The following is a 22,677-nucleotide window of genomic DNA, read 5'->3' on the forward strand; positions in this document are numbered from 1 at the left end:
TTAGCATGATTTCGGTTACGCGGTTAAATGGTTCTCCCATGTGGTTAAATGCGCTGATGGTTGAAATTGTGGAAGAGACGCCGGATACGTATATTACTCTGGTAACTGGAAAGAGACTGATTGTGCTTGAAAAAGCCGCTGACGTTATTTCCAAAATTAAAGATTACAACCGTGAAATCGGGGTTCAGGCAGCCACTATTAAAGTGCAGCAAACGGAGGAATCCTGATGAAAAAAATGATGCCCTGGCTTGCAACAATGTTGCTGGCGATAACACTCATTGTGGTGGTTGTGTTTGTATTTATGCAAGGACAGAACGGGAATAAGGACGACACACATACGGCGGCAGCTTCAGAAGCCAAGAAGATGACTGCGGATGAGATTGTAGAAGTTTCCTCTGAGCTTGGAGAAATTAAAACCAATTTGGCTGATACAGATCATGTTATTGTCGTTAGCTTCTCATTCAAGTTGGCTGACGTAAAAGCCAAGGAAGATTTCGAGAAAATTAAAGAAATTGTCGTAAAACCGATTATCATTCAGACGCTTGCAGATACGAAGTCTGATGAACTGGCTACAGCAAAGGGTCGGATACTATTTAATGAGAAATTAACAGGTCTTATTAATGAAGCTTTACCAGAAAGTAATTTAAGTAGTACGAGCTTTTCATCCATTGTGATAGCAACGATGTAAATGAACAGAACATGCTGTAGACCTGTAAGGGGGTGAGAACATGGTGGATGTATTATCACAAAATGAGATTGACGCCCTATTAGCAGCCCTTTCCTCTGGTGAGATGGATGCTGAGGAATTGAAGAAGGAAGAAACTCAGAAAAAAATCAGATCGTACGATTTTAAGCGGGCAGTGCGTTTTTCCAAAGACCATATCAGAAGCTTGACTCGTATTCACGAAAACTTTGCACGCTTTCTCACCACTTATTTTTCAGCCCAACTGCGGACGTTCGTTCAAATCAATGTCGTTCAGGTCGAACAGTTGCCTTATGATGAGTTTATCCGTTCTATTCCTAAGATGACGATATTGAACATTTTTGAAGCGGAGCCACTACAGGGACGAATGGTGATGGAAGTCCATCCAAACGTGGGATATGCGATGTTGGATCGCCTGCTTGGTGGAACCGGAACTGCTCCAACCAAGATCGCATCGATGACGGAGATTGAGACGACCATCATGGAGCGGATATTCAGCCGAGCATTTGAAAGTTTGCAGGAAGCATGGAAGACTGTGTTGGATATTTCCCCAAGGATGGAAGCGCTCGAGACCAATCCGCAATTTATGCAGATTGTATCTCCCAATGAGACCATTGCTCTGATCTCGCTCAGTACCAAAATTGGTGACACGACAGGCATGATCAATCTATGTATACCGCATGTCGTTCTTGAACCTATTATGTCACGGTTGTCAACTCATCAGTGGTTTGTTTCGGAGAAGAAAACGAGAGCTCCGGAGGAGTATGATGCTCTAAAAGAGCGTGTGAACAAAGCCAAGTTACCAATCGTTGCGGAATTGGGAGAATCGAGAATTTCAATTGCAGAATTTCTGGGTTTGTCCGTTGGTGATGTCATTACGTTGAACAAACCAGTTGATGAGGGACTTTCCATTAAAGTGGGTGACAAACTGAAATACATGGGCAGTCCGGGGACAATCAAAGACCGTGTGGCTGTGCAAATAGACAAGATTGTCACCGAAGGAGTTGAAGAATTTGACGAGTAAGGATTATTTATCCCAAGAAGAAATCGATGCTTTGCTCAGGCAATCGGAATCGATAAACAGCTCTGAACCCGCTGAAAAGACGGTTGATGATTTTTTGACCGAGCTGGAGCAGGATGCCTTGGGGGAGATTGGTAACATTACATTTGGTAGCGCGGCAACAGCCTTATCCACGCTATTAGGCCTCAAAGTAGATATTACAACACCTAAAGTTTCTATTATTAGTCGAACGCAGTTTGAAGAAGCTTTTCCTAAGCCGCATGTTGCTGTTCATGTGAATTACGTGGATGGATTCGAAGGCATTAACTCACTTGTTATCAAGAAGAGAGATGCTCAAGTCATCGCTGATTTGATGCTGGGTGGCGAAGGAAATCCGGTCGATGAAGAACTGAATGAAATCCATATTAGTGCAGTACAGGAAGCAATGAACCAGATGATGGGTTCCTCTGCAACCTCAATGTCCACCATTTTTAATCGTTTTGTGAATATTTCCCCTCCAGGAATCGATATTCTCAATCTGGAGAGTGGAGAGGGTGTAAGTAATCTTCCAGCAGATGAGACCCTTATCCAAGTTTCATTTCGTTTGTTAATCGGGGATCTGATCGATTCCAATCTGATGCAGTTGCTTCCAGTACATTTTGCCAAAAACATGGTAGATATGCTGATTGGAGGCGCTCAGGAGTCAACTGCAAGCGCACCAGTGGCATCAACACCTGAACCTGCGCCAGCAGCTGTACCAGCAACGCCACCACCGGTTGCGGAGCAGCCGCCCGTTCAGCACCAACAGGCTCCACAGGCTCCACAACAACCTGCGCAGGACTATAACGGATATGGACAGGCCCCGATGGGTATGCCTCAAGGAATGCCGCCACAGCAGCCGTATGGCACGCCACCGCAGCAACCTTATGGTGCACCTCAACATTACGGTGGAATGCCAAATAGGAATGTTAACGTACAACCAGTTCAATTCGCCAATTTGCAAAATGGGGCGTATGGTCAGGTAGACGAAAACAATTTGAATTTATTGATGGACATTCCCCTTAAAGTCACCGTAGAATTAGGAAGGACCCAGAAGCAAATTAAAGATATTTTGGAACTGTCACAGGGTTCGATTGTCGAACTGGATAAGTTAGCCGGGGAACCTGTCGATATTTTGGTAAATAACAAACTGATCGCCAAGGGAGAAGTTGTCGTTATTGACGAAAACTTTGGTGTTCGTGTTATAGATATCGTTAGCCAATGGGACCGAATTCAGAAATTACAATAAGCACAATTTAGGGAGGACTTGAATCAAGATGGCAAACCGAATTTTAGTCGTAGACGACGCTGCATTTATGAGAATGATGATCCGGGACATTTTGTCCAAAAATGGATATGAGGTTGTTGGTGAGGCTCAGGATGGCTCACAAGCAATTGAGAAATTTAAAGAGCTTCGTCCGGATCTGATCACAATGGATATTACGATGCCTGAGATGGACGGCATTGCAGCTTTGAAAGAAATCAAGAAGATTGATGCTAACGCTAAAGTAATTATGTGCTCCGCGATGGGTCAACAAGCGATGGTAATCGACGCTATTCAAGCAGGTGCCAAAGACTTTATCGTTAAACCGTTCCAATCTGACCGCGTTATCGAAGCGATCAGCAAGACACTGGGCGTTTAAGAGACATGATGATGGCTCAGGGTGATATTCCAGGAGGAGCTGGCGTGGGAAGTAATTATTATTTACAGCTTGTATGGGTGATTGTTGTCCTGGCCGTCATCCTGGCCCTTATTGTTTACCTGATCCGTTTTCTAAACAAACGGAATCAGCAAATGTTCCGGCACGGCACAATTCGTACCCTGGGTGGAGTTGGACTGGGGCAAAACAAGTCGTTGCAAATTATGGAAATTGGTGGATGTGTATATCTGCTTGGTGTAGGTGAAGACATCCAGTTGATAGATAAGGTTTCGGATCTGGAAGAGGCCCAAAGAATCATTGATTCCTTTGAACGAGATGCTGCTGCACAACAAGGAAATCTCTCACCTCTCATTGCCAAGCTGACAAAACGTTTCCGTAGAGAAGAACCGCCGCGGGAAATGGAACTAGAGGACACAACTTCTTTTCACGAAATGTTTGAATCCAAACTTCGGCAGATGCCTAACCGTAAAGAGAAGATGGAAAAGCTCCTGGATAAAGACAATACTACAGATCGGTCGAGGGATTCATGAAGAAAAAGATTTGGTTAGCGTGTTGTTTATTAGGACTTATCAGTCTGGCATCTGTAACGGTTGCCTTTGCCGAACCCATTCCGAATATTGATATTCAGATTGGAAACGGTGATGGAGGGACGCCAAGTACGAGTTCACTGTCCATCATTCTGTTAATTACGGTGCTTAGTATTGCTCCAGCAATGCTTGTACTGATGACCAGTTTTACTCGGATTGTGATTGTGCTCGGTTTTATACGTACATCTTTGGGTACACAACAAATGCCACCCAATCAGGTGCTGGTCGGTTTGGCGCTATTTCTGACACTTTTCATTATGTCGCCGACATTGTCTTCCATAAATCAGGTAGCGCTTCAGCCCTATCTCCAGGGAGAGCTAACGCAAACCGAGGCACTTGAAAAAGCAGCGGATCCCATGAAGAAATTTATGTTTAGTCACACCAGAGAAAAAGATCTTCTGCTGTTTATGAAGTACAATCAGACTGAACAACCAAAGACCTATCAGGATATCCCAATTACTGTTATGGTGCCGGCATATGTAATCAGTGAGTTGAAGACAGCATTCCAGATGGGGTTTATGATTTTTATTCCGTTTCTGGTTATAGACATTGTTGTCGCGAGTACACTCATGGCAATGGGGATGATGATGCTTCCGCCGGTCATGATCTCATTACCTTTCAAAATACTGCTCTTTGTCCTTGTGGATGGGTGGTATCTGGTTGTCAAGTCACTGTTACTGAGTTTTAACACTTGATCCGGAAAGTTAAAGGAGGACGGTCATGACTTCGGAATTTATTATCGGTCTGGCCGGGAAAGCGGTATACACGTCATTGCTGGCCAGTGCACCCATGCTTATACTAGCTCTGGTTGTAGGACTTGCAATCAGTATTTTTCAAGCGACAACTCAAATTCAGGAACAAACATTAGCTTTTGTACCCAAGATTGTTGCCGTACTTCTGTCAGTACTTTTGTTTGGACCTTGGATCTTAAATATCTTGGTCGATTTTACGTTCAACATTCTCGATAATCTATACAGATACATAGGGTAGGCTTTAGCAGATGGAGACATTGTTGCAAAGTTTCCCTGTCGCTCTGCTTATGTTTTGTCGAATCACATCATTTTTTGTAACTGCGCCAGTTTTTTCGGCTCGAAATGTGCCGACTTCAGTTAAAATTGGTATCTCTGCATTTGTCACATTGTCTGTCTATCTGATTTACGGAATAGACCAGACCGTACCCACCGATCTGAGCTATGTTTTATTGATCATCAGAGAGATTCTAATTGGCCTGCTTTTAGGTTTTGTGGCTTATCTTTTGATGACGGCTGTTCAGACTGCGGGAACCTTTATCGATCTACAGATCGGTTTTGGTATGGCCAATGTATATGATCCAATGACAGGTGCTTCAGCGCCACTTACGGGTAACTTGAAGTATGCATTTGCTATGCTTCTGTTTCTGACGATGAATGGACACCATTATTTGCTGGATGCGATCGTTTACAGTTACCGGTGGGTACCATTATCGAATGTGTTTTTCCTACGGTTGGCAGATGGAAGTATTGCTGAATTTTTGATTCAGACCTTAGGTCAATCATTTATGCTGGCTTTTCAGATGTCGGCTCCGATTGTAGTTGCGTTGTTTTTGACGGATGTTGGATTAGGTTTTTTGGCCAAAACTGCTCCTCAATTTAATGTATTTGCAGTTGGGTTGCCGCTTAAGTTACTCGTTGGTCTTGCTATTTTGCTTTTGCTGGTTCCCAGTTTCTCCTTTGTATTTAGTCAATTGTTCGAAGCGATATTCAGATCGATGGAAAAATTGCTTGGAACCATTGGACAAAGGCCCGGCTGAGTGAAACGGAGGAAAAGACACAAATGAAACTTCAACTCGACCTCCAGTTGTTTTCAGGGGAGAAGACGGAGAAAGCTACCCCGAAAAAGAGACAGGATACACGAAAAAAAGGACAGATTGTCAAAAGCGCTGAACTATCTGGCGCATCCATTCTCCTAATCGTGTTTTTGATCATGATGGTATTCAGCAATTACTATAAAGAACGTATAGTTCGTCTGTTTACAGATATCTTCATCAATCGATTGAGTATGGATATCACCGGAGAGAATGTGATGGCGCTTATGATGCGCTATGGCATTGAAGTTTTGTTATTGATCGCTCCCGTTTTGCTGGGTGCGTTACTGGTTGCTTTGATCGTTAACTACATGCAAGTTGGTTTTCTTCTTGTAGGGGAAGGTTTGAAGCCAAAACTTGAGAAACTGGACCCGATTAAAGGTTTCAAAAATATATTCTCTCTCCGCTCATTAGTGGAATTTGCTAAATCCATTTTGAAAATGTCGATTATCGGTTATCTCGTTTACAGTACAATTAAGGGCTACCAGTCAGATATTGCTTCACTTTCTCATTTTTCATTGGATGCTATTTTACATTTCGCTGCGTCGATCACTTTAAGTCTTGGGATCAAGATTGCAGTGGCATTAATGATACTTGCGATATTTGATTACATGTATCAGAAGTATGACCATGAGAAGAAGATTCGTATGTCCAAGCAAGACATCAAAGACGAGTACAAGAAAATGGAAGGTGATCCGCTGATCAAAGGTAAAATCCGGGAACGCCAGCGTCGTATGGCAATGCAGCGTATGATGCAGGAAGTGCCGAATGCGGATGTAATCATCACGAACCCGACCCACTTTGCGGTTGCGCTAAAGTATGAAGGTTCCGAGATGGAGGCACCACAGATTATTGCCAAAGGTCAGGATTATGTCGCCTTGCGTATTAAGGAAATTGCCAAAGAAAACGGTGTTATTACGATGGAAAACAAGCCGCTGGCACGGGCATTGTTCCAGAGAGCCGAGATTGGTGACGCTATACCGGCCGATTTGTTTCAAGCGGTAGCTGAAGTGCTGGCTTATGTATATAAACTAAAGGGCAGAACGAAATAAAAGGGGATCGGAGGCCGTACATTCATTGAAGATTAAAGATATAGCTGTCCTTGCGGGTATCATTGGCATTGTGTTAATGATGATTCTCCCGATCCCGCCCTGGCTGTTGGACTTGTTGCTCGTCGTCAACATTTCAATTGCACTGATGATACTCCTTGTTGCCATGAACAGCAAAGAAGCGTTGCAGTTTTCTATTTTTCCAGCTTTGCTGTTGATCACTACACTATTCCGACTGGCACTGAACATTTCGACAACCAAGCTAATCCTTGGTGATGGGGATGCGGGAGCCGTAGTTGCTACCTTTGGTAGCTGGATTGCTGGAGGGCAAATTGCAATTGGATTTATCGTGTTTTTGATCCTCGTTGTTGTTCAGTTTATCGTTATTACAAAGGGGTCTGAGCGCGTAGCTGAAGTTGCTGCCCGATTCACCCTCGATGCGATGCCTGGTAAACAAATGAGTATCGATGCGGATCTGAATGCGGGTCTAATCAACGAGCAACAAGCTCGTGAGCGTCGTTCCAAAATTGAACGTGAAGCCGATTTCTATGGAGCGATGGATGGGGCAAGTAAATTCGTAAAAGGTGACGCAATTGCAAGTATTATCATCCTCCTGATCAATCTCATAGGTGGGTTCATTATCGGTATGACTGTGCATGGGATGGCTTTTGCAGATGCAATGTCAACGTACTCTGTACTGACTATCGGAGATGGATTGGTAAGCCAAATCCCGGCTCTGCTTATTTCCACAGCAGCAGGACTTATCGTCACCAGAGCGTCTTCAGAAGGAAACCTGGCAGATGATATTACGGGGCAACTGTTTACATATCCAATACTAATTTATATCGTAGCTTTCGTTATTGCCATGCTCGGTTTCTTCACACCCATTCATGTTATTACTACGCTTCCGTTGGCAGGTGTGTTGGCATATGCCGCGTGGCGTATGCAGAATAATCTGAATTTGAAACAAGTAGCGGAAGAACAGTTGGAAGAAGAACAGCAGATTGAAGAGGTTAGAAGTCCTGAAAGTGTAATTAACCTGCTTCAGGTGGACCCTATTGAGTTTGAATTTGGTTATGGTTTAATCCCGCTTGCTGATAATCAGCAGGGTGGGGACTTATTGGATCGGATCATTATGATTCGGAGGCAGTGTGCTCTTGAACTGGGGTTAGTCGTTCCGGTCATACGGATTCGAGATAATATCCAGCTCAGACCCAATGAGTATGTTATCAAAATCAAGGGTAATGTGGTAGGTGGCGGAGAACTGTTGTTGAATCATTACCTTGCCATGAGTCCTGGCTATGATGAGGAGTCTGTAACAGGTATTGAAACGACGGAACCTGCTTTTGGACTTCCAGCACTATGGATTGATGAAGTAACCAAAGACAGAGCCGAACTTGCAGGATATACGGTCGTTGATCCGCCTTCCGTTGTGGCTACACATCTGACGGAACTGATTAAGAAACATGCGCATGAGTTACTTGGAAGACAAGAGACAAAAGCACTTGTGGATAATCTCAGAGAGAACTATTCTGCCCTTGTGGATGAACTGATCCCTTCTCTACTTTCCATTGGTGATGTACAGAAAGTGCTTGCTAAGTTATTGCGTGAGAAAATATCTATTCGGGATATGGTGACCATCTTCGAGACACTGGCTGACTATGGTACGTATACGAAAGATCCTGATGTGCTGACTGAATACGTCAGACAATCCCTCTCGCGTCAGATTACTCAGCAGTTCTCACAGAAAGGTGAGACACTTCGAGTGATCACGGTTGGACCTGGTCTTGAGAAGAAAATTGCTGAAAGTGTGCAACAATCGGATCAAGGCAGTTATCTTGCGTTAGACCCTGTTTCTACACAAAGTGTATATCAGAAGCTCAGTGAACAAGTAAACCGTTTGATTCAATCAGGTCAACAACCTGTTGTATTAACTTCTCCAACCATTCGGATGTATCTGCGTCAGGTTATTGAACGTACTATGCAGGACATTCCTGTGCTTTCCTACAGCGAGTTGGAGCCGAATGTTGAAATTCAAAGTATCGGGGTGGTGAACTTATGAGAGTAAAACAATACGTTGTTGAGACCATGCCCGAAGCTATGCTTCAAATTCGCAAAGACCTGGGAAGTGATGCTGTTATTCTGTCCACCAAAGAGATTAAGGTGGGCGGAGTGATGGGAATGTTTCGAAAAAAAAGGATTGAAGTTGTAGCTGCAGTGGATAAGGAAGAAAACAAGCAAACAACAAAGCCAGTACAAAATCAATTCACACCTGTACCTCGTGCATTTGTACCTGAGGCTTATCGGCAAACAGCTCGTTCGTTTGTTGCGGCTTCTGATGAGTCGGCTACAACGAATACAGCTGATCAAAGTGTACAGGACCAATCTGCTGCTGCTCCGTCTGTGTTTGAATCGCGTAATATCGGTTCAGACATAGACAGCAGCTCAGGTTCTTCGAGCATGGATCATAAACCGCGACCGCAAGGGGCGGATTTTTCGGGTTCAACAACTGGTCCAAAGCCAACAGGTTCAGACCTGCAGCAGGATAAGTTGATGACTGAATTGCAGGATCTTAAACAAATGGTGACCAGGCTTTCAAAGCAAGGTACTTCTGCAGACCCTGTGCCAGAGGAACTGCAACCGATCCGAGAGCGTTTGACAGAACAAGATGTCTGGCCTGAAGTATGGGAATCCTGGTTTGATTCAATTCAAGCAAAATGGTCTGAGGATGGATTGAAAGAACAGGATGTAGAACAAGCGGTGAAACTTGAGGTCATGCACTTTTTGGAGCAACGTATTGAAGAAGGCATTCTTCCAACCACTCGAATCGTCTATGTAGCTGGACCAACCGGTGTAGGGAAAACTACGACGATTGCAAAATTGGCTGCTGAACAAATGTTCAAAAAACAGCGTAAAGTTGGATTCATTACATCAGACACGTATCGGATCTCGGCGGTAGAACAGCTTAGAACATATGCTTCTATACTGAATGTTCCACTTGAGGTGGTACAATCGCCCGGTGATACACAACGTGCCATTTCTCGATTAGAGAATTGTGATTTGATCTTTATGGATACAGCGGGTAGAAACTACAGAAATGAATTACTTGTTTCAGAACTGCAAAGTTTGCTTGCTCCTGTAGAGAATAGCGAAACCTTTCTGGTCATGAGCATGACTTCCAAAAGCGCTGATATGGTGCAGATCACGGAACATTTCAGTAAATATGGACTGGATAAGGTGATTTTTACCAAAATGGATGAGACTGGGAGTTGCGGTCCGCTATTTAACTTGTTACACCGTTTTCCACTCAAGCTCGCATATGTGGCAAATGGACAAAATGTTCCGGACGATTTGTTGAAACCAGATGCAGATTCGTTGTCTAAACAGTTGCTGGGAGAATGGTCACAATGAAGGATCAGGCAGCTGCACTTCGAAGTATGGTCTCCGCGCCATTGGAATTGGAAGGCATTGAGCGAGATATTCGATCCTCGAAAATCATTACTGTGGCCAGTGGTAAGGGAGGTGTTGGTAAATCCAATTTCACACTGAACTTTGCCTTGGCGTTGCAGGCTTTGGGGCAAAAGGTACTTGTATTTGATGCTGATATTGGAATGGCTAATATTGATGTTCTTATGGGTACGTCTTCTTCCTATAATCTTTACCACCTGTTGTACCGACAAAAAACCATAAGGGAAATCATACAACTGGGTGCCAGTGGCTTGCCTTACATTGCTGGAGGATCGGGCATGAAAGAGTTGTTCTCATTGTCAGATCGTGATCTGGAGTTTTTCGCCAGTCAAGTCGAGGATATTGCCCAGGAAATGGATTATGTCATCTTTGACACTGGGGCAGGACTCTCCAGAGAGAATATGAAGTTCATCGGTGCTGCTGATGAATGCCTGATTATAACTACACCTGAACCGACTTCAATAACCGATGCTTATGCTTTAGTCAAAGTTATGCACGGCCAGGAAAATGCTACGCCCTTTCGGATGATCGTTAACCGGGTGGAAGACGAACGAGAAGCGGAACGGGTGGCAGAAAAAATAGCTGGAGTGGCGAGGCGGTTTTTGCAGACGGATATTCCGCTGCTTGGGTATATTTCAGAAGACGCCCAGGTAGTCAAGGCGGTTAAAAGGCAAATGCCCTATAGTCTGGCTTATCCGAATGCCAAAGCCTCTAAAGATATAGAGAAACTTGCTCTTCGTTATCTGGCTGTACCTGCAACTCCGGGATCCGGAACCTTGACAGGAATCAGGGGATTTATGAATAAGTGGCTTAAACGGACAACGTGATTTCTGAATAAAGGAAACAGGGGTGACACAACATGGCGGCGTATCAAGTATTGGTTGTCGATGATTCCGCTTTTATGCGTAAGATTGTTACGGATTTGATCCAAGCGGATCCGGAATTCAAGGTTACGGCAACGGCATCAAACGGTAGAGAAGCGATTCAAAAATCACTAGAATTGAAACCCGATATTATTACAATGGACGTTGAGATGCCCGAAATGAATGGGTTGGATGCATTAAAATCAATTATGAAGGAATCTTTCGTTCCTGTGATTATGCTCTCTGGTATCAATGAACAAGGCATGAAAGAAACCATTATGGCGCTTGAAGCTGGGGCATTTGACTTCATTCGCAAACCATCTATTTCACATGACCAGGATATTGCTCAAGTTGGTAAAGCCTTGGTTGAACGCATGCGAGCTGCGATGAATGAGATCAAAAGAAAAGCTGATCGTGAGTTATCCATGAAAAATAGAGACATGTTGCGAGGAGCAGTTGCTCCCCCAACTCAGCCATTGCAGAAAGAACTGCCGGCCAGGGATCGAGCGGAGCCCGTGAAAAAAACGATCGAATCTGTCGAGACGATTCAACGCTCTATTCGAGAGCGGACTGAAGCCTTTCAGGCCAAAGCAAAGAAACCCATTGAACCATTGTCACCTTCAAAACCAGATCGCGTAGAGAATAAACCGGAGCCTTTGCCAAAAGCTGAGCGTAATTTGGGGGCGAAGGCAGAAAAAGCAGTGAGGTCAGCTAATCCAGTACAGACTCCAAAGGAAGTTCGACTACCTAATGCAGCTAGAGTGGCAGCTGATCAAATAGCGGCAACTTCTGCCTCTGCAAAAGCCAAGGATGTAATCAAGCCTAATCCTGTTCCCAAAGGTGGAGGGGGGCTGGAAGGACCATTCAACAAACTTGTGGCAATAGGTTGTTCTACGGGTGGACCGAGGGCTCTCAAAACTTTGCTTGAGCAGTTGCCTGCTGATTTGCCTGCACCGGTCATTATTGTGCAGCATATGCCGCCCAATTTCACACGTTCTTTGGCTCAACGATTGAATACATTCAGTCCACTGCATGTGGTTGAAGCTGAAGATGGAATGGTTCTGAAAAAAGGAACCGCCTATATAGCACCCGGTGGATTCCATGTGAAAGTTAACAAAACAGCAGACGGGAAGTTTATTGTGAAATTGACTGAAGACCAACCAGTGAATGGACATAGACCTTCAGTGGATACGATGTTTGAGTCACTTCTGCCGTTTACATCTTTACAAAGGCATCTTGTTTTGCTAACGGGAATGGGAAGTGATGGAGCACGTATGATGAAGAGATTATACGAAGCTGGAGTTACATCAACCTTTGCCGAGAATGAAGAAACATGTGTTGTATATGGTATGCCGCGCTCTGCTGTAGAGCTGCAATGCGTTCGTCATCTTCTGCCATTGCAGGAGATTGCTTCTAAACTAGTTCAAGCAGTGAAATAACGGAGTGTAACTCACGGAGGAGGTGCCTCACAATGGACATGAACCAATATTTATCCATGTTTATTGATGAGTCTAATGATCATCTGCAATCGCTTAACGAAAACATGCTTCAACTTGAAGGCAATCCGGAAGACCTGGGCATAGTTCAGGTTATATTCCGCTCTGCTCATACCTTGAAGGGTATGGCAGCAACTATGGGCTTTGAAGATTTGGCATCACTTACACATAAAATGGAAAATGTGTTGGATCTGGTTCGTAATGAGAAATTGAAAATGCAGGATTTCATTTTTGATACCATGTTCAAGAGTCTGGACGCTTTGGAAACCATGGTTCAGGATATTACCGAAGGTGGACAAGGTAAAGCAGATGTGTCGTCAATCGTAGCTTCACTTCAAGCCATTGAAAATGGTGAAATGACAAACGGAAATGGACCTGTTACAGAAACAAACAAGCCGGCTAACGCTTCAATCTCTTCGGCTGTGGAGCTGGATGAATTCCAATATTCAGTGCTGGATCAGTCGATCGCCGAAGGTCATCGTGTGTTCTACGTGGATGTGCTTGTTAGCGAGCATAGCCAGTTAAAAGGTGTACGGGCTTATATGGTCTTTGATATGCTGGAACGTTCGGGTGAAGTCGTTAAGGCTTACCCATCCGTTCAGGATATTGAGCAGGAGAAGTTTGAGCGCAGTTTCTCGTTGTATTACATAACAACTAAAGAGGCGCACGAACTGGAAGAAGGCATCATGAGTATCTCTGAGATTGAAAGTGCAAAGCTCATTCAACTGGATCAGGAGACTCTTCAGCAGATGGCTAATCAGGTAGCAGCTACAGTTGAAGCGCCACCCGCACCAACAGCTTTAGCTGAGGTTGCTTCGCCGGATAAGAATTCTGTACCCAAAGAAGAAACCACAACGGCACCAGCTAAAACAGCTGCACCGAAGCAAGCTGCTGCACCTTCACGTACCATTCGTGTGGATATTGAACGTCTCGACGTATTGATGAACCTGTTCAGTGAATTGTTGATTGACCGTTCACGTCTGGAGCAACTGGCGAGTGAGACAGGCAACAATGATTTATCCGATACAGTAGCTCATTTAAGTCGAGTTAGCACAGATTTGCAAAATATTGTACTGAAATTGCGGATGGTTCCGGTAGATACCGTATTTAATCGATTCCCGCGCATGATCCGTGATCTGGCTAAGACACTTGATAAAAAAATCGATCTGGTGATTACAGGTGCTGAGACGGAACTGGATCGTACGGTAATTGATGAGATTGGTGATCCGCTTGTGCATTTACTGCGTAACGCGGTTGACCATGGTGTGGAATCCATTGCAGAGCGTGTAGCTGCAGGTAAACCAGAGATGGGTACAGTAAACCTGCGTGCCTTCCACAGTGGAAATCACGTATTTATCGAGATTGAAGATGATGGTAAAGGTATCTATCGCGACAAGCTTTTGAAAACAGCGATCAAACGTGGTGTTGTTACCGAAGAACAAGGTGCCAAGATGAGTGATGATGAAGTGAATCAACTGTTGTTCGCACCTGGTTTTAGTACTGCTGATATTATCTCGGATATCTCTGGCCGGGGCGTTGGCTTGGATGTAGTAAAATCGAAGATCACTTCGCTTGGCGGTAATGTAACGATTCATTCAACTCCAGGCAAAGGCACGAACTTCTCTGTTCAGCTTCCGTTGACACTATCCATTATTGCTGCAATGCTTGTACGACTTGGTTCAGAGAAATATGCTGTTCCGTTGTCCTCCATTGTAGAGACGGCCATTGTACAACGTGAGCAAGTTCGTAATATTCACGGCAATAAAATGATCACGTTCCGTGAGTCACTGATTCCGTACTTGTCTTTGAGCGAAGTATTCTCTGTACCGGATTTCAATGACGCTGATGAGCAAGAAACAGAAATTGTCGTGATTCGTAAAGGCGACCGTCTTGCAGCCGTAGCTGTTGAAGAATTTATTGGACAAAGTGAGATTGTTCTCAAATCAATGGGAACCTATCTTCCTGCTATTGAAGGAATCTCTGGAGCAACCATTCTCGGAGATGGACAAGTAGCCCTGATTCTTGATCCTAATGCATTTATTAAATAAGCATAGAGCTAAGTCTTACATTTAATAGGGAGGTTTTTTATATGGAAGAAGAGTTGAAAGTCATCGTCTTTAAATTGGGTTCCGAAGAGTATGGTATTGAGGTAGACAAGGTTCAGACGATTGAGCGCATGATGCCAATTACCCGTGTTCCCAAGACACTTTCCTTTGTAAAAGGAGTTATTAATCTACGCGGTGTTGTAATTCCAGTCATTGATCTGCGCGGTCGTTTCTCCCTTCCGGAAACGGAATACACGGATCAGACTCGTATTGTTATCGTAGGTGTAGACGACATGCAAGTTGGCTTTATCGTAGATTCTGCCAATGATGTTATTGATATCAAGAGCAGTGCGATCGATAGCCCACCAGAAGTGGTTGGCGGCGTCAAGGCGAGATACTTGCGAGGTGTTGCTAAATTGGAGGATTCACGCTTGTTGATCATGCTCAACCTAAACGAAGTATTAAATAAAAGCGAGATTGTACAGCTGGAAAGTGTTGAGGGCTAGTACCGTGGAGATGTTCAACCGATTTGAGGTATTCCAGATGGATGTGCTCAAAGAGGTCGGTAACATTGGAGCAGGCAACGCCGCAACGGCGTTGTCTCAACTCCTCAACAGACCGATTGACATGGGTGTACCTACAGTACAAATGCTCCCTTTTGAAGAAGTTGCCGAAAAAGTGGGCGGAGATGAACGCATCGTAGTGACCGTGTTTCTTCGTGTAGAAGGCGAAGCACCGGGAAATCTTTTCTTTATGATGACACCAGAGGCTGCTAAAATGTTGTTGAATAGACTTGCCGGGTTTGATCTGAAAGAAGGACTCGATTTTACAGATATGGAACAATCAGCGCTTTCCGAGATTGGAAATATTTTGGCTGGATCCTATCTTTCTTCTCTGGCAGATTTCACGAAGTTGTCTATGTATCCAACTGTCCCTGGACTTGCCATCGACATGGCAGGTGCCATTCTAAGTTATGGCTTGCTGCAATTTGGCGAGATGGGTGACGCTGCATTGTTGATTGACACATCTTTCTTTGAAGGTGAAGATCAAGTTGAGGGTCAGTTTTTCCTCATTCCGGATCCACCATCCTTTGCAAAGATATTTGAATCGCTAGGGGTGCCACTGAGCCATGATTGAGGACAAAAGCGTCGTTAAAGTCGGTATGGCGGATTTAAACATCGCTCATCTTCCTGGTGTAATCCGTACGACTGGCTTGGGTTCGTGTGTGGGATTAACAATGTATGACCCACATTTGAAGCTGGCTGGAATGGCGCATGTCATGCTTCCTACTTCAGAGATCGCCCGTGAAGGGAAACTGAACACTGCGAAATATGCGGATACGGCGTTGCCTGAGCTTTTGGAAAAGATGATTAAACTAGGCGCTTCACACTCACGTATTGTGTCTAAAATGGCCGGAGGCTCTCAGATGTTTGCCTTTGCTGGCGCTGGAGATACAATGCGTATTGGACCAAGGAATGCAGATTCTTGTCGAGAGTGGCTTCAAAAACTCAATATCCCTCTTCTAGCAGAAGATACGGGTGGGAATTATGGACGAACGATTGAGATGGATTGTGAAACTGGACTTTTGACTATTCGAAGCGTACAAATGGGTGTAAAGGAACTATAAGACTATGATAGGAAACTACCGCATTAATCTTGGAGCAGGCATCGTTGGGTTTATTCTTACTTTTTTTGTAGCATACAGCAGCAATGTGCTGATGACCAGTTTAATTCGCGGATTGATCGGATTCGTAGCCTGGTTTGTCCTTGCATATGGTTTACGCTGGGGATTGGGATTGCTGCTGAACCCTCAGATCGAGGGAAATGGGTATGGTTATGATTCACCAAGTGCTCAAGATCAAAGAGGTTCACAGGTGGACATTAAAATCGAAGACGATGGACAAGAGCTGAATGATTTGCTCAAGAATGGACAGAACGCTTCATCTGGGGACGATCTTCCGCCATCTGAGACGAAAGCTCCAACGGGATTCGCCCCTTTGGATCCGCCTAAACTTGTCCGGACCAAGGATCCGGAGGAATTGGCGCAGGCCGTTCGTCACCTGACAGACAAATAAGGAGGGTGAAAGCAATTGAACGAGCGTAAAGCTTCACATTTGAACCATTCTGATCTGTGGGAAAAGTGGAAAGAACATGGAGATCTTGAAGCCAAGAAAACTTTGATTGAAAAGTATCTTCATATTGTAAATTATGTATCCGGTCGACTGGCTGTTGGTTTGCCCAAAAATGTTCCCAAGGATGACTTGGAAAGCAATGGAGTTATGGGTTTAATTGATGCATTGGAGAAGTTCGACTATGAACGTGGTCTGCAATTTGAAACTTATGCATCATGGAGGGTCCGCGGAGCCATTCTTGACGGTCTGCGTCAAGGTGATTGGGTTCCGCGTTCTGTGCGTGAGAAGGCCAAGCGAATTGAAGACGCCTATCAACAGCTGGAACAAAGTTATCTCAGGTCTGTTAGTGATGAGGAAATGAGCGAGTACTTGGACGTATCCACTAAAGATTTTCAACATATGCTTCAGGAAGTGGCAGTCATGTCACTTTGCTCGCTGGAGGATCCAATTCGTGAAGAAGAGTCTGAGACTCGTCTGTCTTTGATGGTGGATGAGAAAGCCAAAAATCCGGATTATAAAGTGAATGAGTTTTATTTGAAGGAAGCTTTGGTGCAAGGGCTTGACAAGTTGACGGTAAAAGAGAGAACGGTTGTTTCACTATTGTATTACGAAGATCTTTCTCTTAGTGAAATTGCTGAGGTTATGTCCCTTTCTCCGTCTCGTATATCCCAGTTACATTCCAAGGCAATATTACGATTACGCGGCACGTTGGACAAACAGAAAGATTTGTTGATGCGTAAAGATTAATAGAGAGAAGTAATATCATTGGAGTTTGGGGAGTGGAAAGTCTAAAAGGGGGAAGAATTGCGGTGACACAGCGGACTGCTTTGGAACAATGTTTAAACATTGTTTTATCGGACGACAAATGCACAGCCTACCTTGAATTTTCCAAAGAGGAAGAAGGCTTTGCCTGCACGATTGATGAACTTGAACAATTTGTGGCGGACAAGGGCATCAGACAAGGTGTATCGCGAGAGGCATTATTACTTTTTGTGAGCAACCCTGAAACCTATTTAAAAGATAAATACAAGATTGCCGAAGGTATCGCTCCCATTCAGGGAACAGATGGATTCATCAAGATTCTGGTTGGAATGGACGATACGAACGAACGACGACCGCTCGAATCGGAAGATGGAACTGTCGATTACAAAGAAGTGACCCGGTTAAACAATGTCCGTAGTGGCCAGATCATTGCAGAGCGGATCGCTCCTAGCGATGGCATACCAGGCAGGGCAGTAACGGGTGAGGAAATTCCTTATCGTCCGGGAAAAGAAGCTCGGTTTAAAGTTGGGAAAAACGTTGTGATTAACCCGGATGGTTCTGCGATGTATGCTGCACTGGATGGGCTGGTTACCAAAACGGACGGTAACAAACTGAATGTGTTTCCTGTTTATGAAGTCAATGGTGATGTTGACTACAATAACGGTAATATCGACTTTGTAGGCACAGTTGTCATACGAGGCAATGTACTTACCGGATTTAAAGTAAAAGCAGCAGGTGACATTCGTGTCGTCGGAGGTGTCGAAGGAGCTGAACTGGAAGCAGGCGGCTCAATCGAAATTACCGGTGGTATTATTGGTTATAACAAAGGACTGGTACAAGCAGGCCATAATGTTAAATGTACTTTCATTCAAGAAGGCAACGTAGATGCCGGTGAAGATGTTCTGGTTTCCCAAAGTATTATGCACTCCAATATTCGTGCTGGCCACGGTGTCATCTGTGCGGGAACCAAGGGTCTTATTGTTGGTGGCTCGATCCAGGCTGGTCAGAACGTCTCAGCGCGTGTTGTGGGCAACAGCATGTCCACGGTCACTTCCATTGAAGTTGGTGTGCTACCAAAGTTGCGTAACGAACTCAATGATTTGCGCAAGGAAGTCAGAGAGCAGATGGATTCCTTGGACAAAACGAAGAAAGCTTTGACATTGCTGGATCAATTAGCTGCCGCTGGACAACTAACTCCAGATAAGATGTCGATGCGAATCAAGCTGAATGCTACGCAGAAATCTGCTCTTCGTATAAGTGAAGAAACGAAAATGCGTATCTTTGAAATTGAAAAGGCACTTGAAGATACAAGTAAGGCTCGTGTTGATATTCTGAAGATGATTTATGGAGGCTCTAAAATAGTTATCGGCAGATACACGAAATTTATTAAAGATCCAGTGAGTCGAATTTCATTTTATTATCACGATGGTGATATTACGATGGTTCCATACGTTTAAGTACAGCATTCAGTCACAGGAAGAAATCCATTCGAAACCGTGAGGTGAGCGTATGAGTTTCAAAGCAGTGGAGTTGCAGATTGCGGTACCACGAACAAGTGAAGCGGGACGTTATCAAAGTGAAGCCCAACAGCGACCGATTACGGATCAGAATCTTTTGGCAGAGCAAACGTCGAAAGAAGCAAATGAAGCAAGGCAACGAAGTGAAGCAATGGACGAAACTTCACAGACTTCGGTGCGTGATGGTCATAACCATGATGGGGATCAGCAGAGTGGTTCCGATGGACAGGAGACTGCTCAGGCTCAAGAAACTGTCAAACCTGCAGAGCACCCGTACAAAGGTAAACACATAGATTTGTCATTATAATAGATGGTTGTTATAGACATGAAGCCTTGCGCACCGATGGTTGAATCAGAAGGAGAGAACCCAATTTGTCACCATGGATCATTATTGTCATATTAGGGGGCTGCGCCATCGCCTACGCTTATATTATGCCTCGGAAAAACAAGGCGCAAGAGCCCGGGCATCAATTGGTGCAGGAGATGGAATCTACGCTTGAACATTACATGACCGAGATCGAAAATGATAATGATGCTCTTATTCAACGTGTGGCTGAAATGAAGGGAGAAGCGACAGCAGCAGATCAACGTATGCAATTGCAACTTCAGGAATTACAGCAGCGGTTGGATCAGCTGGAACAGAGCAAAAAGAACGAACCTGTCGCATCAACTGTGCCACACTCAGGTAATGTACCTGTGCAAGCCTCCGAAGGTTTGCAAGCTCAAGCGCTCGTGAAAAGTGTACAAGCAGAGGCGGCCCAGCAGGCGTTAGAAGCAGACCTACAGATCAGCAAGGTTGAAACTTTGCCTGAGCGTGAATCGATTAAAGATAGATACCCAGAACTCTTTAATTTACATGCTGAGGGTAAATCGATGGATGCCATATCCAAGCAGACAGGCATTCAGCGTGGTGAGGTACAGTTAATACTTCAATTGGCAGAACGGGAGGAAAGCTAAGTCATGGACAAGCGATCCTTATGGATTGGTCTGGGGAGCGGCATGATTATTGGTGCAGTTTTGCTTCAACTGGCCACAGTCGGACAAAATGCATTATCGGATAGTAATCTGGCCCCTGAGCAGACTGCCAATATGACCAAAGAACAGCTTGAAACAGCGGCGAAAAGCCTGGATATGAAGGTGGTCGGTTCTGAAGAGGATTTGTACACAGAAGCTGAGTGGATAGAGAAGAAAAAGCAGGAAAGCAGTGAGTTGCAAGGGGAAACAGCAACACCACCTGAGACAGTAACCTCTACGGAAACACCTGCAGAGCCTGAGAAGCCACAAGAGCCTACTGCAAGTGAAGGTGAAGGGCAGAAAGAGATAACTGAGCCGAAGACAACAGAACCTGTAACGCCGAGCAATCCGAAAGGCGCAACAGTATCATTCAAAGTACGTTCAGGCAATAGCCTTGCGATCGTTGCAGCAAACCTAAAAACCGCGGGAATCGTAGATGATGCTCAAGCATTCATAAAGGCTGGCAAGGCTGAGCGAATCAATACCAAAATCCAGGTGGGTACCTATGCGCTTGAAAAAGGGGAAAGTTTCAAATCCATTATCGCAAAAATTACGAAAGAACCGTCAAACTGAGCATGCTCGGACAGGACGGTTTTTGCGTATTAAACGGTACATTTTCAAAGCTTGATAATAATTAGCTCTGAGTTACATATCAAGTTTAAATGATTCGATACTAGCAAAAAATGAAAAGTAGATTTTAGCTTCAAAGACTGTTGCATCGGACAGTCAGTTATGCTATATTAGATAACGGTGTTAAAACACACGCATGTGCTAATTTTGTTGAGGGTGCTTTCCTTATGGAGAGTCTTGGCGAAAAATGATGCCGGCGGAGGACACAATAAAAACCATATTAGGAGGTGTGTGAAGATGGCAGTAATCTCCATGAAGCAGCTTCTCGAAGCTGGGGTACACTTCGGTCACCAAACTCGTCGTTGGAACCCAAAAATGGATCGTTATATCTTCACTGAAAGAAACGGAATTTATATCATCGACTTGCAAAAGACGGTGAAAAAAGTCGAAGAGGCTTACAACTTCGTTAAAGGAATCGCAGGAGAGAATGGTACAATTCTTTTCGTGGGTACTAAGAAACAAGCTCAAGATTCCGTTAAAGAAGAAGCTGAACGTGCTGGTCAATTTTACATTAACCAACGCTGGCTTGGCGGTACCCTGACTAACTTCCAAACTATTCAAAAACGTATTGATCGTTTGAAACAGTTGGAAGCTTGGGAAGAAGACGGTACATTCGCTGTATTGCCTAAAAAAGAAGTTATCTTGCTTCGCAAAGAAAAAGATCGTCTGGAGAAATTCTTGGGCGGTATTAAAAATATGAAAGGCCTGCCAAGCGCCCTGTTCATCATCGATCCACGCAAAGAGCGCATCGCTGTTGCGGAAGCTCGCAAATTGGGTATCCCAATTGTTGGTATCGTTGATACTAACTGCGATCCGGATGAGATCGATTATGTTATCCCAGGTAATGACGACGCGATCCGCGCTGTTAAATTGCTGACAGGTAAAATGGCTGATGCTGTAATCGAAGCTAACCAAGGCGAAGAAACTTCCGCTTAATAGATTCGAACATATGTTATAAACTAAATGAAAAGGGTGGTTGGCAGGTGGATAACCTCTCACTGCCCTTTTTTTAGAGTGTACGTACAATACTTAATGTTGGAGGGAATTTATAATGGCAGTTAATGCGAGTGCAGTAAAAGAACTTCGCGAAAGAACGGGCGCTGGTATGCTCGATTGCAAAAAAGCACTGGAAGAAGCAAACGGTGATGTAACAAAAGCAGCTGAATTGTTGCGTGAGAAAGGTCTTTCTGCAGCAGCAAGCAAAGCAGGCCGTGCAGCAACTGAAGGCGTTGTTGAATCTTACATCCACGCTGGTGGACGTATTGGTGTCTTGGTTGAAGTTAACTGTGAAACAGACTTCGTTGGTAAAACGGATCAATTTAAGGATTTCGTTAAAGATGTAGCTATGCAAATTGCTGCAGCTAATCCTAAATTCGTTACACGCGAAGAAGTTCCTGCAGATGAGCTGGAAAAAGAAAAAGAAATCCTGAAAGCTCAAGCTCTTAACGAAGGCAAACCAGAAAAAATCATTGAAAAAATGGTTGAAGGCCGTATCGGTAAATACTACGAAGAGTACTGCCTGCTGGAACAAACTTTCGTTAAAGATCCAGACAAAACGATCTCTCAATTGCTGAACGAAAAAATCAGCCAAATTGGTGAAAACATCTCCATCCGTCGTTTCGTTCGTTACGAACTGGGTGAAGGTCTAGAGAAAAAAGTAGACAACTTCGTAGAAGAAGTAATGTCCCAAGTAAACAAATAAGACGGTTTCTATAAACCGGCGAGCAGAATTGATTTTCGAAGATATAAGAATGATGAAACTTCGAAGCGTAAACTCCCTTATATCTCAGGAAAACAATGCCTTACCGGTTAAACGTTTTTCCTAAAAGAGCGGAACACAACTGTGTTCCTTTCTTTTTAAGCAGGAG

General features: G+C 44.3%; 26 protein-coding genes. All 26 read left to right on the plus strand.

Annotated features, from left to right (window positions below):
• Positions 1 to 5: 5 nt before the first annotated feature.
• The gene (locus MHB85_RS11195; protein ID WP_017689179.1) at positions 6 to 227 is read left to right on the plus strand and encodes a flagellar FlbD family protein; all 222 of its coding nucleotides are present in this window, start codon (positions 6 to 8) and stop codon (positions 225 to 227) included.
• The gene (locus MHB85_RS11200; protein ID WP_091017295.1) at positions 227 to 688 is read left to right on the plus strand and encodes a flagellar basal body-associated FliL family protein; all 462 of its coding nucleotides are present in this window, start codon (positions 227 to 229) and stop codon (positions 686 to 688) included. The genes MHB85_RS11195 and MHB85_RS11200 overlap by 1 nt, the downstream gene beginning before the upstream one ends.
• Positions 689 to 728: 40 nt before the next feature.
• Positions 729 to 1,727 (plus strand): flagellar motor switch protein FliM, encoded by a 999-nt coding sequence (gene fliM / locus MHB85_RS11205; RefSeq protein ID WP_074094566.1) that lies wholly within the window; start codon positions 729 to 731, stop codon positions 1,725 to 1,727.
• A complete protein-coding gene (gene fliY / locus MHB85_RS11210; protein WP_341072918.1) occupies positions 1,717 to 2,991 on the plus strand; it encodes a flagellar motor switch phosphatase FliY in 1,275 nt (424 codons plus the stop codon). Before fliM ends, fliY begins: the two co-directional genes overlap by 11 nt.
• Before the next feature lie 28 nt (positions 2,992 to 3,019).
• On the plus strand, positions 3,020 to 3,385 hold the full coding sequence (locus MHB85_RS11215; RefSeq protein WP_017689175.1) for a response regulator: 366 nt from the start codon (positions 3,020 to 3,022) through the stop codon (positions 3,383 to 3,385).
• A gap of 11 nt (positions 3,386 to 3,396) precedes the next feature.
• Positions 3,397 to 3,933, plus strand: coding sequence for a flagellar biosynthetic protein FliO (locus MHB85_RS11220; protein WP_091017292.1), 537 nt, complete (start codon positions 3,397 to 3,399; stop codon positions 3,931 to 3,933).
• Complete coding sequence (gene fliP, locus MHB85_RS11225) at positions 3,930 to 4,685, plus strand: flagellar type III secretion system pore protein FliP (protein ID WP_036609355.1); 756 nt, start codon at positions 3,930 to 3,932, stop codon at positions 4,683 to 4,685. The genes MHB85_RS11220 and fliP overlap by 4 nt, the downstream gene beginning before the upstream one ends.
• A gap of 25 nt (positions 4,686 to 4,710) precedes the next feature.
• The gene (fliQ, locus tag MHB85_RS11230) at positions 4,711 to 4,980 is read left to right on the plus strand and encodes a flagellar biosynthesis protein FliQ (RefSeq protein WP_017689172.1); all 270 of its coding nucleotides are present in this window, start codon (positions 4,711 to 4,713) and stop codon (positions 4,978 to 4,980) included.
• 10 nt (positions 4,981 to 4,990) lie between these two features.
• Complete coding sequence (fliR, locus tag MHB85_RS11235) at positions 4,991 to 5,779, plus strand: flagellar biosynthetic protein FliR (RefSeq protein ID WP_017689171.1); 789 nt, start codon at positions 4,991 to 4,993, stop codon at positions 5,777 to 5,779.
• 23 nt (positions 5,780 to 5,802) lie between these two features.
• A complete protein-coding gene (flhB, locus tag MHB85_RS11240) occupies positions 5,803 to 6,885 on the plus strand; it encodes a flagellar biosynthesis protein FlhB (RefSeq protein ID WP_188310541.1) in 1,083 nt (360 codons plus the stop codon).
• 25 nt (positions 6,886 to 6,910) lie between these two features.
• Complete coding sequence (gene flhA, locus MHB85_RS11245) at positions 6,911 to 8,944, plus strand: flagellar biosynthesis protein FlhA (protein ID WP_091017288.1); 2,034 nt, start codon at positions 6,911 to 6,913, stop codon at positions 8,942 to 8,944.
• Complete coding sequence (gene flhF, locus MHB85_RS11250; RefSeq protein ID WP_091017286.1) at positions 8,941 to 10,293, plus strand: flagellar biosynthesis protein FlhF; 1,353 nt, start codon at positions 8,941 to 8,943, stop codon at positions 10,291 to 10,293. Before flhA ends, flhF begins: the two co-directional genes overlap by 4 nt.
• Positions 10,290 to 11,177: a MinD/ParA family protein gene (locus MHB85_RS11255; RefSeq protein WP_091017284.1), complete on the plus strand. Its 888-nt coding sequence runs from the start codon at positions 10,290 to 10,292 to the stop codon at positions 11,175 to 11,177. The genes flhF and MHB85_RS11255 overlap by 4 nt, the downstream gene beginning before the upstream one ends.
• 32 nt (positions 11,178 to 11,209) lie before the next feature.
• Positions 11,210 to 12,652 (plus strand): protein-glutamate methylesterase/protein-glutamine glutaminase, encoded by a 1,443-nt coding sequence (locus MHB85_RS11260; protein WP_091017282.1) that lies wholly within the window; start codon positions 11,210 to 11,212, stop codon positions 12,650 to 12,652.
• A 32-nt stretch (positions 12,653 to 12,684) separates the two neighbouring features.
• A complete protein-coding gene (locus tag MHB85_RS11265) occupies positions 12,685 to 14,757 on the plus strand; it encodes a chemotaxis protein CheA (RefSeq protein WP_192132329.1) in 2,073 nt (690 codons plus the stop codon).
• 41 nt (positions 14,758 to 14,798) lie between these two features.
• Positions 14,799 to 15,260 (plus strand): chemotaxis protein CheW, encoded by a 462-nt coding sequence (locus tag MHB85_RS11270; RefSeq protein WP_036609340.1) that lies wholly within the window; start codon positions 14,799 to 14,801, stop codon positions 15,258 to 15,260.
• A gap of 10 nt (positions 15,261 to 15,270) precedes the next feature.
• Entirely contained in the window at positions 15,271 to 15,891 is a 621-nt protein-coding gene (locus MHB85_RS11275; RefSeq protein WP_091017763.1) for a chemotaxis protein CheC, read from the plus strand.
• Positions 15,884 to 16,381, plus strand: a complete 498-nt coding sequence (locus tag MHB85_RS11280; RefSeq protein ID WP_017689162.1) for a chemotaxis protein CheD — start codon at positions 15,884 to 15,886, stop codon at positions 16,379 to 16,381. The genes MHB85_RS11275 and MHB85_RS11280 overlap by 8 nt, the downstream gene beginning before the upstream one ends.
• 4 nt (positions 16,382 to 16,385) lie before the next feature.
• A complete protein-coding gene (locus MHB85_RS11285; protein WP_091017278.1) occupies positions 16,386 to 16,829 on the plus strand; it encodes a hypothetical protein in 444 nt (147 codons plus the stop codon).
• A gap of 15 nt (positions 16,830 to 16,844) precedes the next feature.
• On the plus strand, positions 16,845 to 17,633 hold the full coding sequence (locus tag MHB85_RS11290; RefSeq protein WP_017689160.1) for a FliA/WhiG family RNA polymerase sigma factor: 789 nt from the start codon (positions 16,845 to 16,847) through the stop codon (positions 17,631 to 17,633).
• 62 nt (positions 17,634 to 17,695) lie between these two features.
• Positions 17,696 to 19,105, plus strand: coding sequence for a DUF342 domain-containing protein (locus MHB85_RS11295; RefSeq protein WP_192132327.1), 1,410 nt, complete (start codon positions 17,696 to 17,698; stop codon positions 19,103 to 19,105).
• A 52-nt stretch (positions 19,106 to 19,157) separates the two neighbouring features.
• A complete protein-coding gene (locus MHB85_RS11300) occupies positions 19,158 to 19,472 on the plus strand; it encodes a hypothetical protein (RefSeq protein WP_036609332.1) in 315 nt (104 codons plus the stop codon).
• Positions 19,473 to 19,537: 65 nt separating this feature from the next.
• Positions 19,538 to 20,122, plus strand: coding sequence for a hypothetical protein (locus tag MHB85_RS11305; RefSeq protein ID WP_192132325.1), 585 nt, complete (start codon positions 19,538 to 19,540; stop codon positions 20,120 to 20,122).
• 3 nt (positions 20,123 to 20,125) lie between these two features.
• Positions 20,126 to 20,752, plus strand: a complete 627-nt coding sequence (locus tag MHB85_RS11310; RefSeq protein WP_192132322.1) for an endolytic transglycosylase MltG — start codon at positions 20,126 to 20,128, stop codon at positions 20,750 to 20,752.
• Positions 20,753 to 21,046: 294 nt separating this feature from the next.
• On the plus strand, positions 21,047 to 21,745 hold the full coding sequence (gene rpsB, locus MHB85_RS11315) for a 30S ribosomal protein S2 (protein ID WP_047842496.1): 699 nt from the start codon (positions 21,047 to 21,049) through the stop codon (positions 21,743 to 21,745).
• A gap of 115 nt (positions 21,746 to 21,860) precedes the next feature.
• Positions 21,861 to 22,511: a translation elongation factor Ts gene (tsf, locus tag MHB85_RS11320; protein WP_036609326.1), complete on the plus strand. Its 651-nt coding sequence runs from the start codon at positions 21,861 to 21,863 to the stop codon at positions 22,509 to 22,511.
• Positions 22,512 to 22,677: the final 166 nt, after the last annotated feature.

The organism is Paenibacillus sp. FSL K6-4396 (assembly GCF_038002525.1).
In the GTDB taxonomy this organism is placed as follows: domain Bacteria; phylum Bacillota; class Bacilli; order Paenibacillales; family Paenibacillaceae; genus Paenibacillus; species Paenibacillus amylolyticus_B.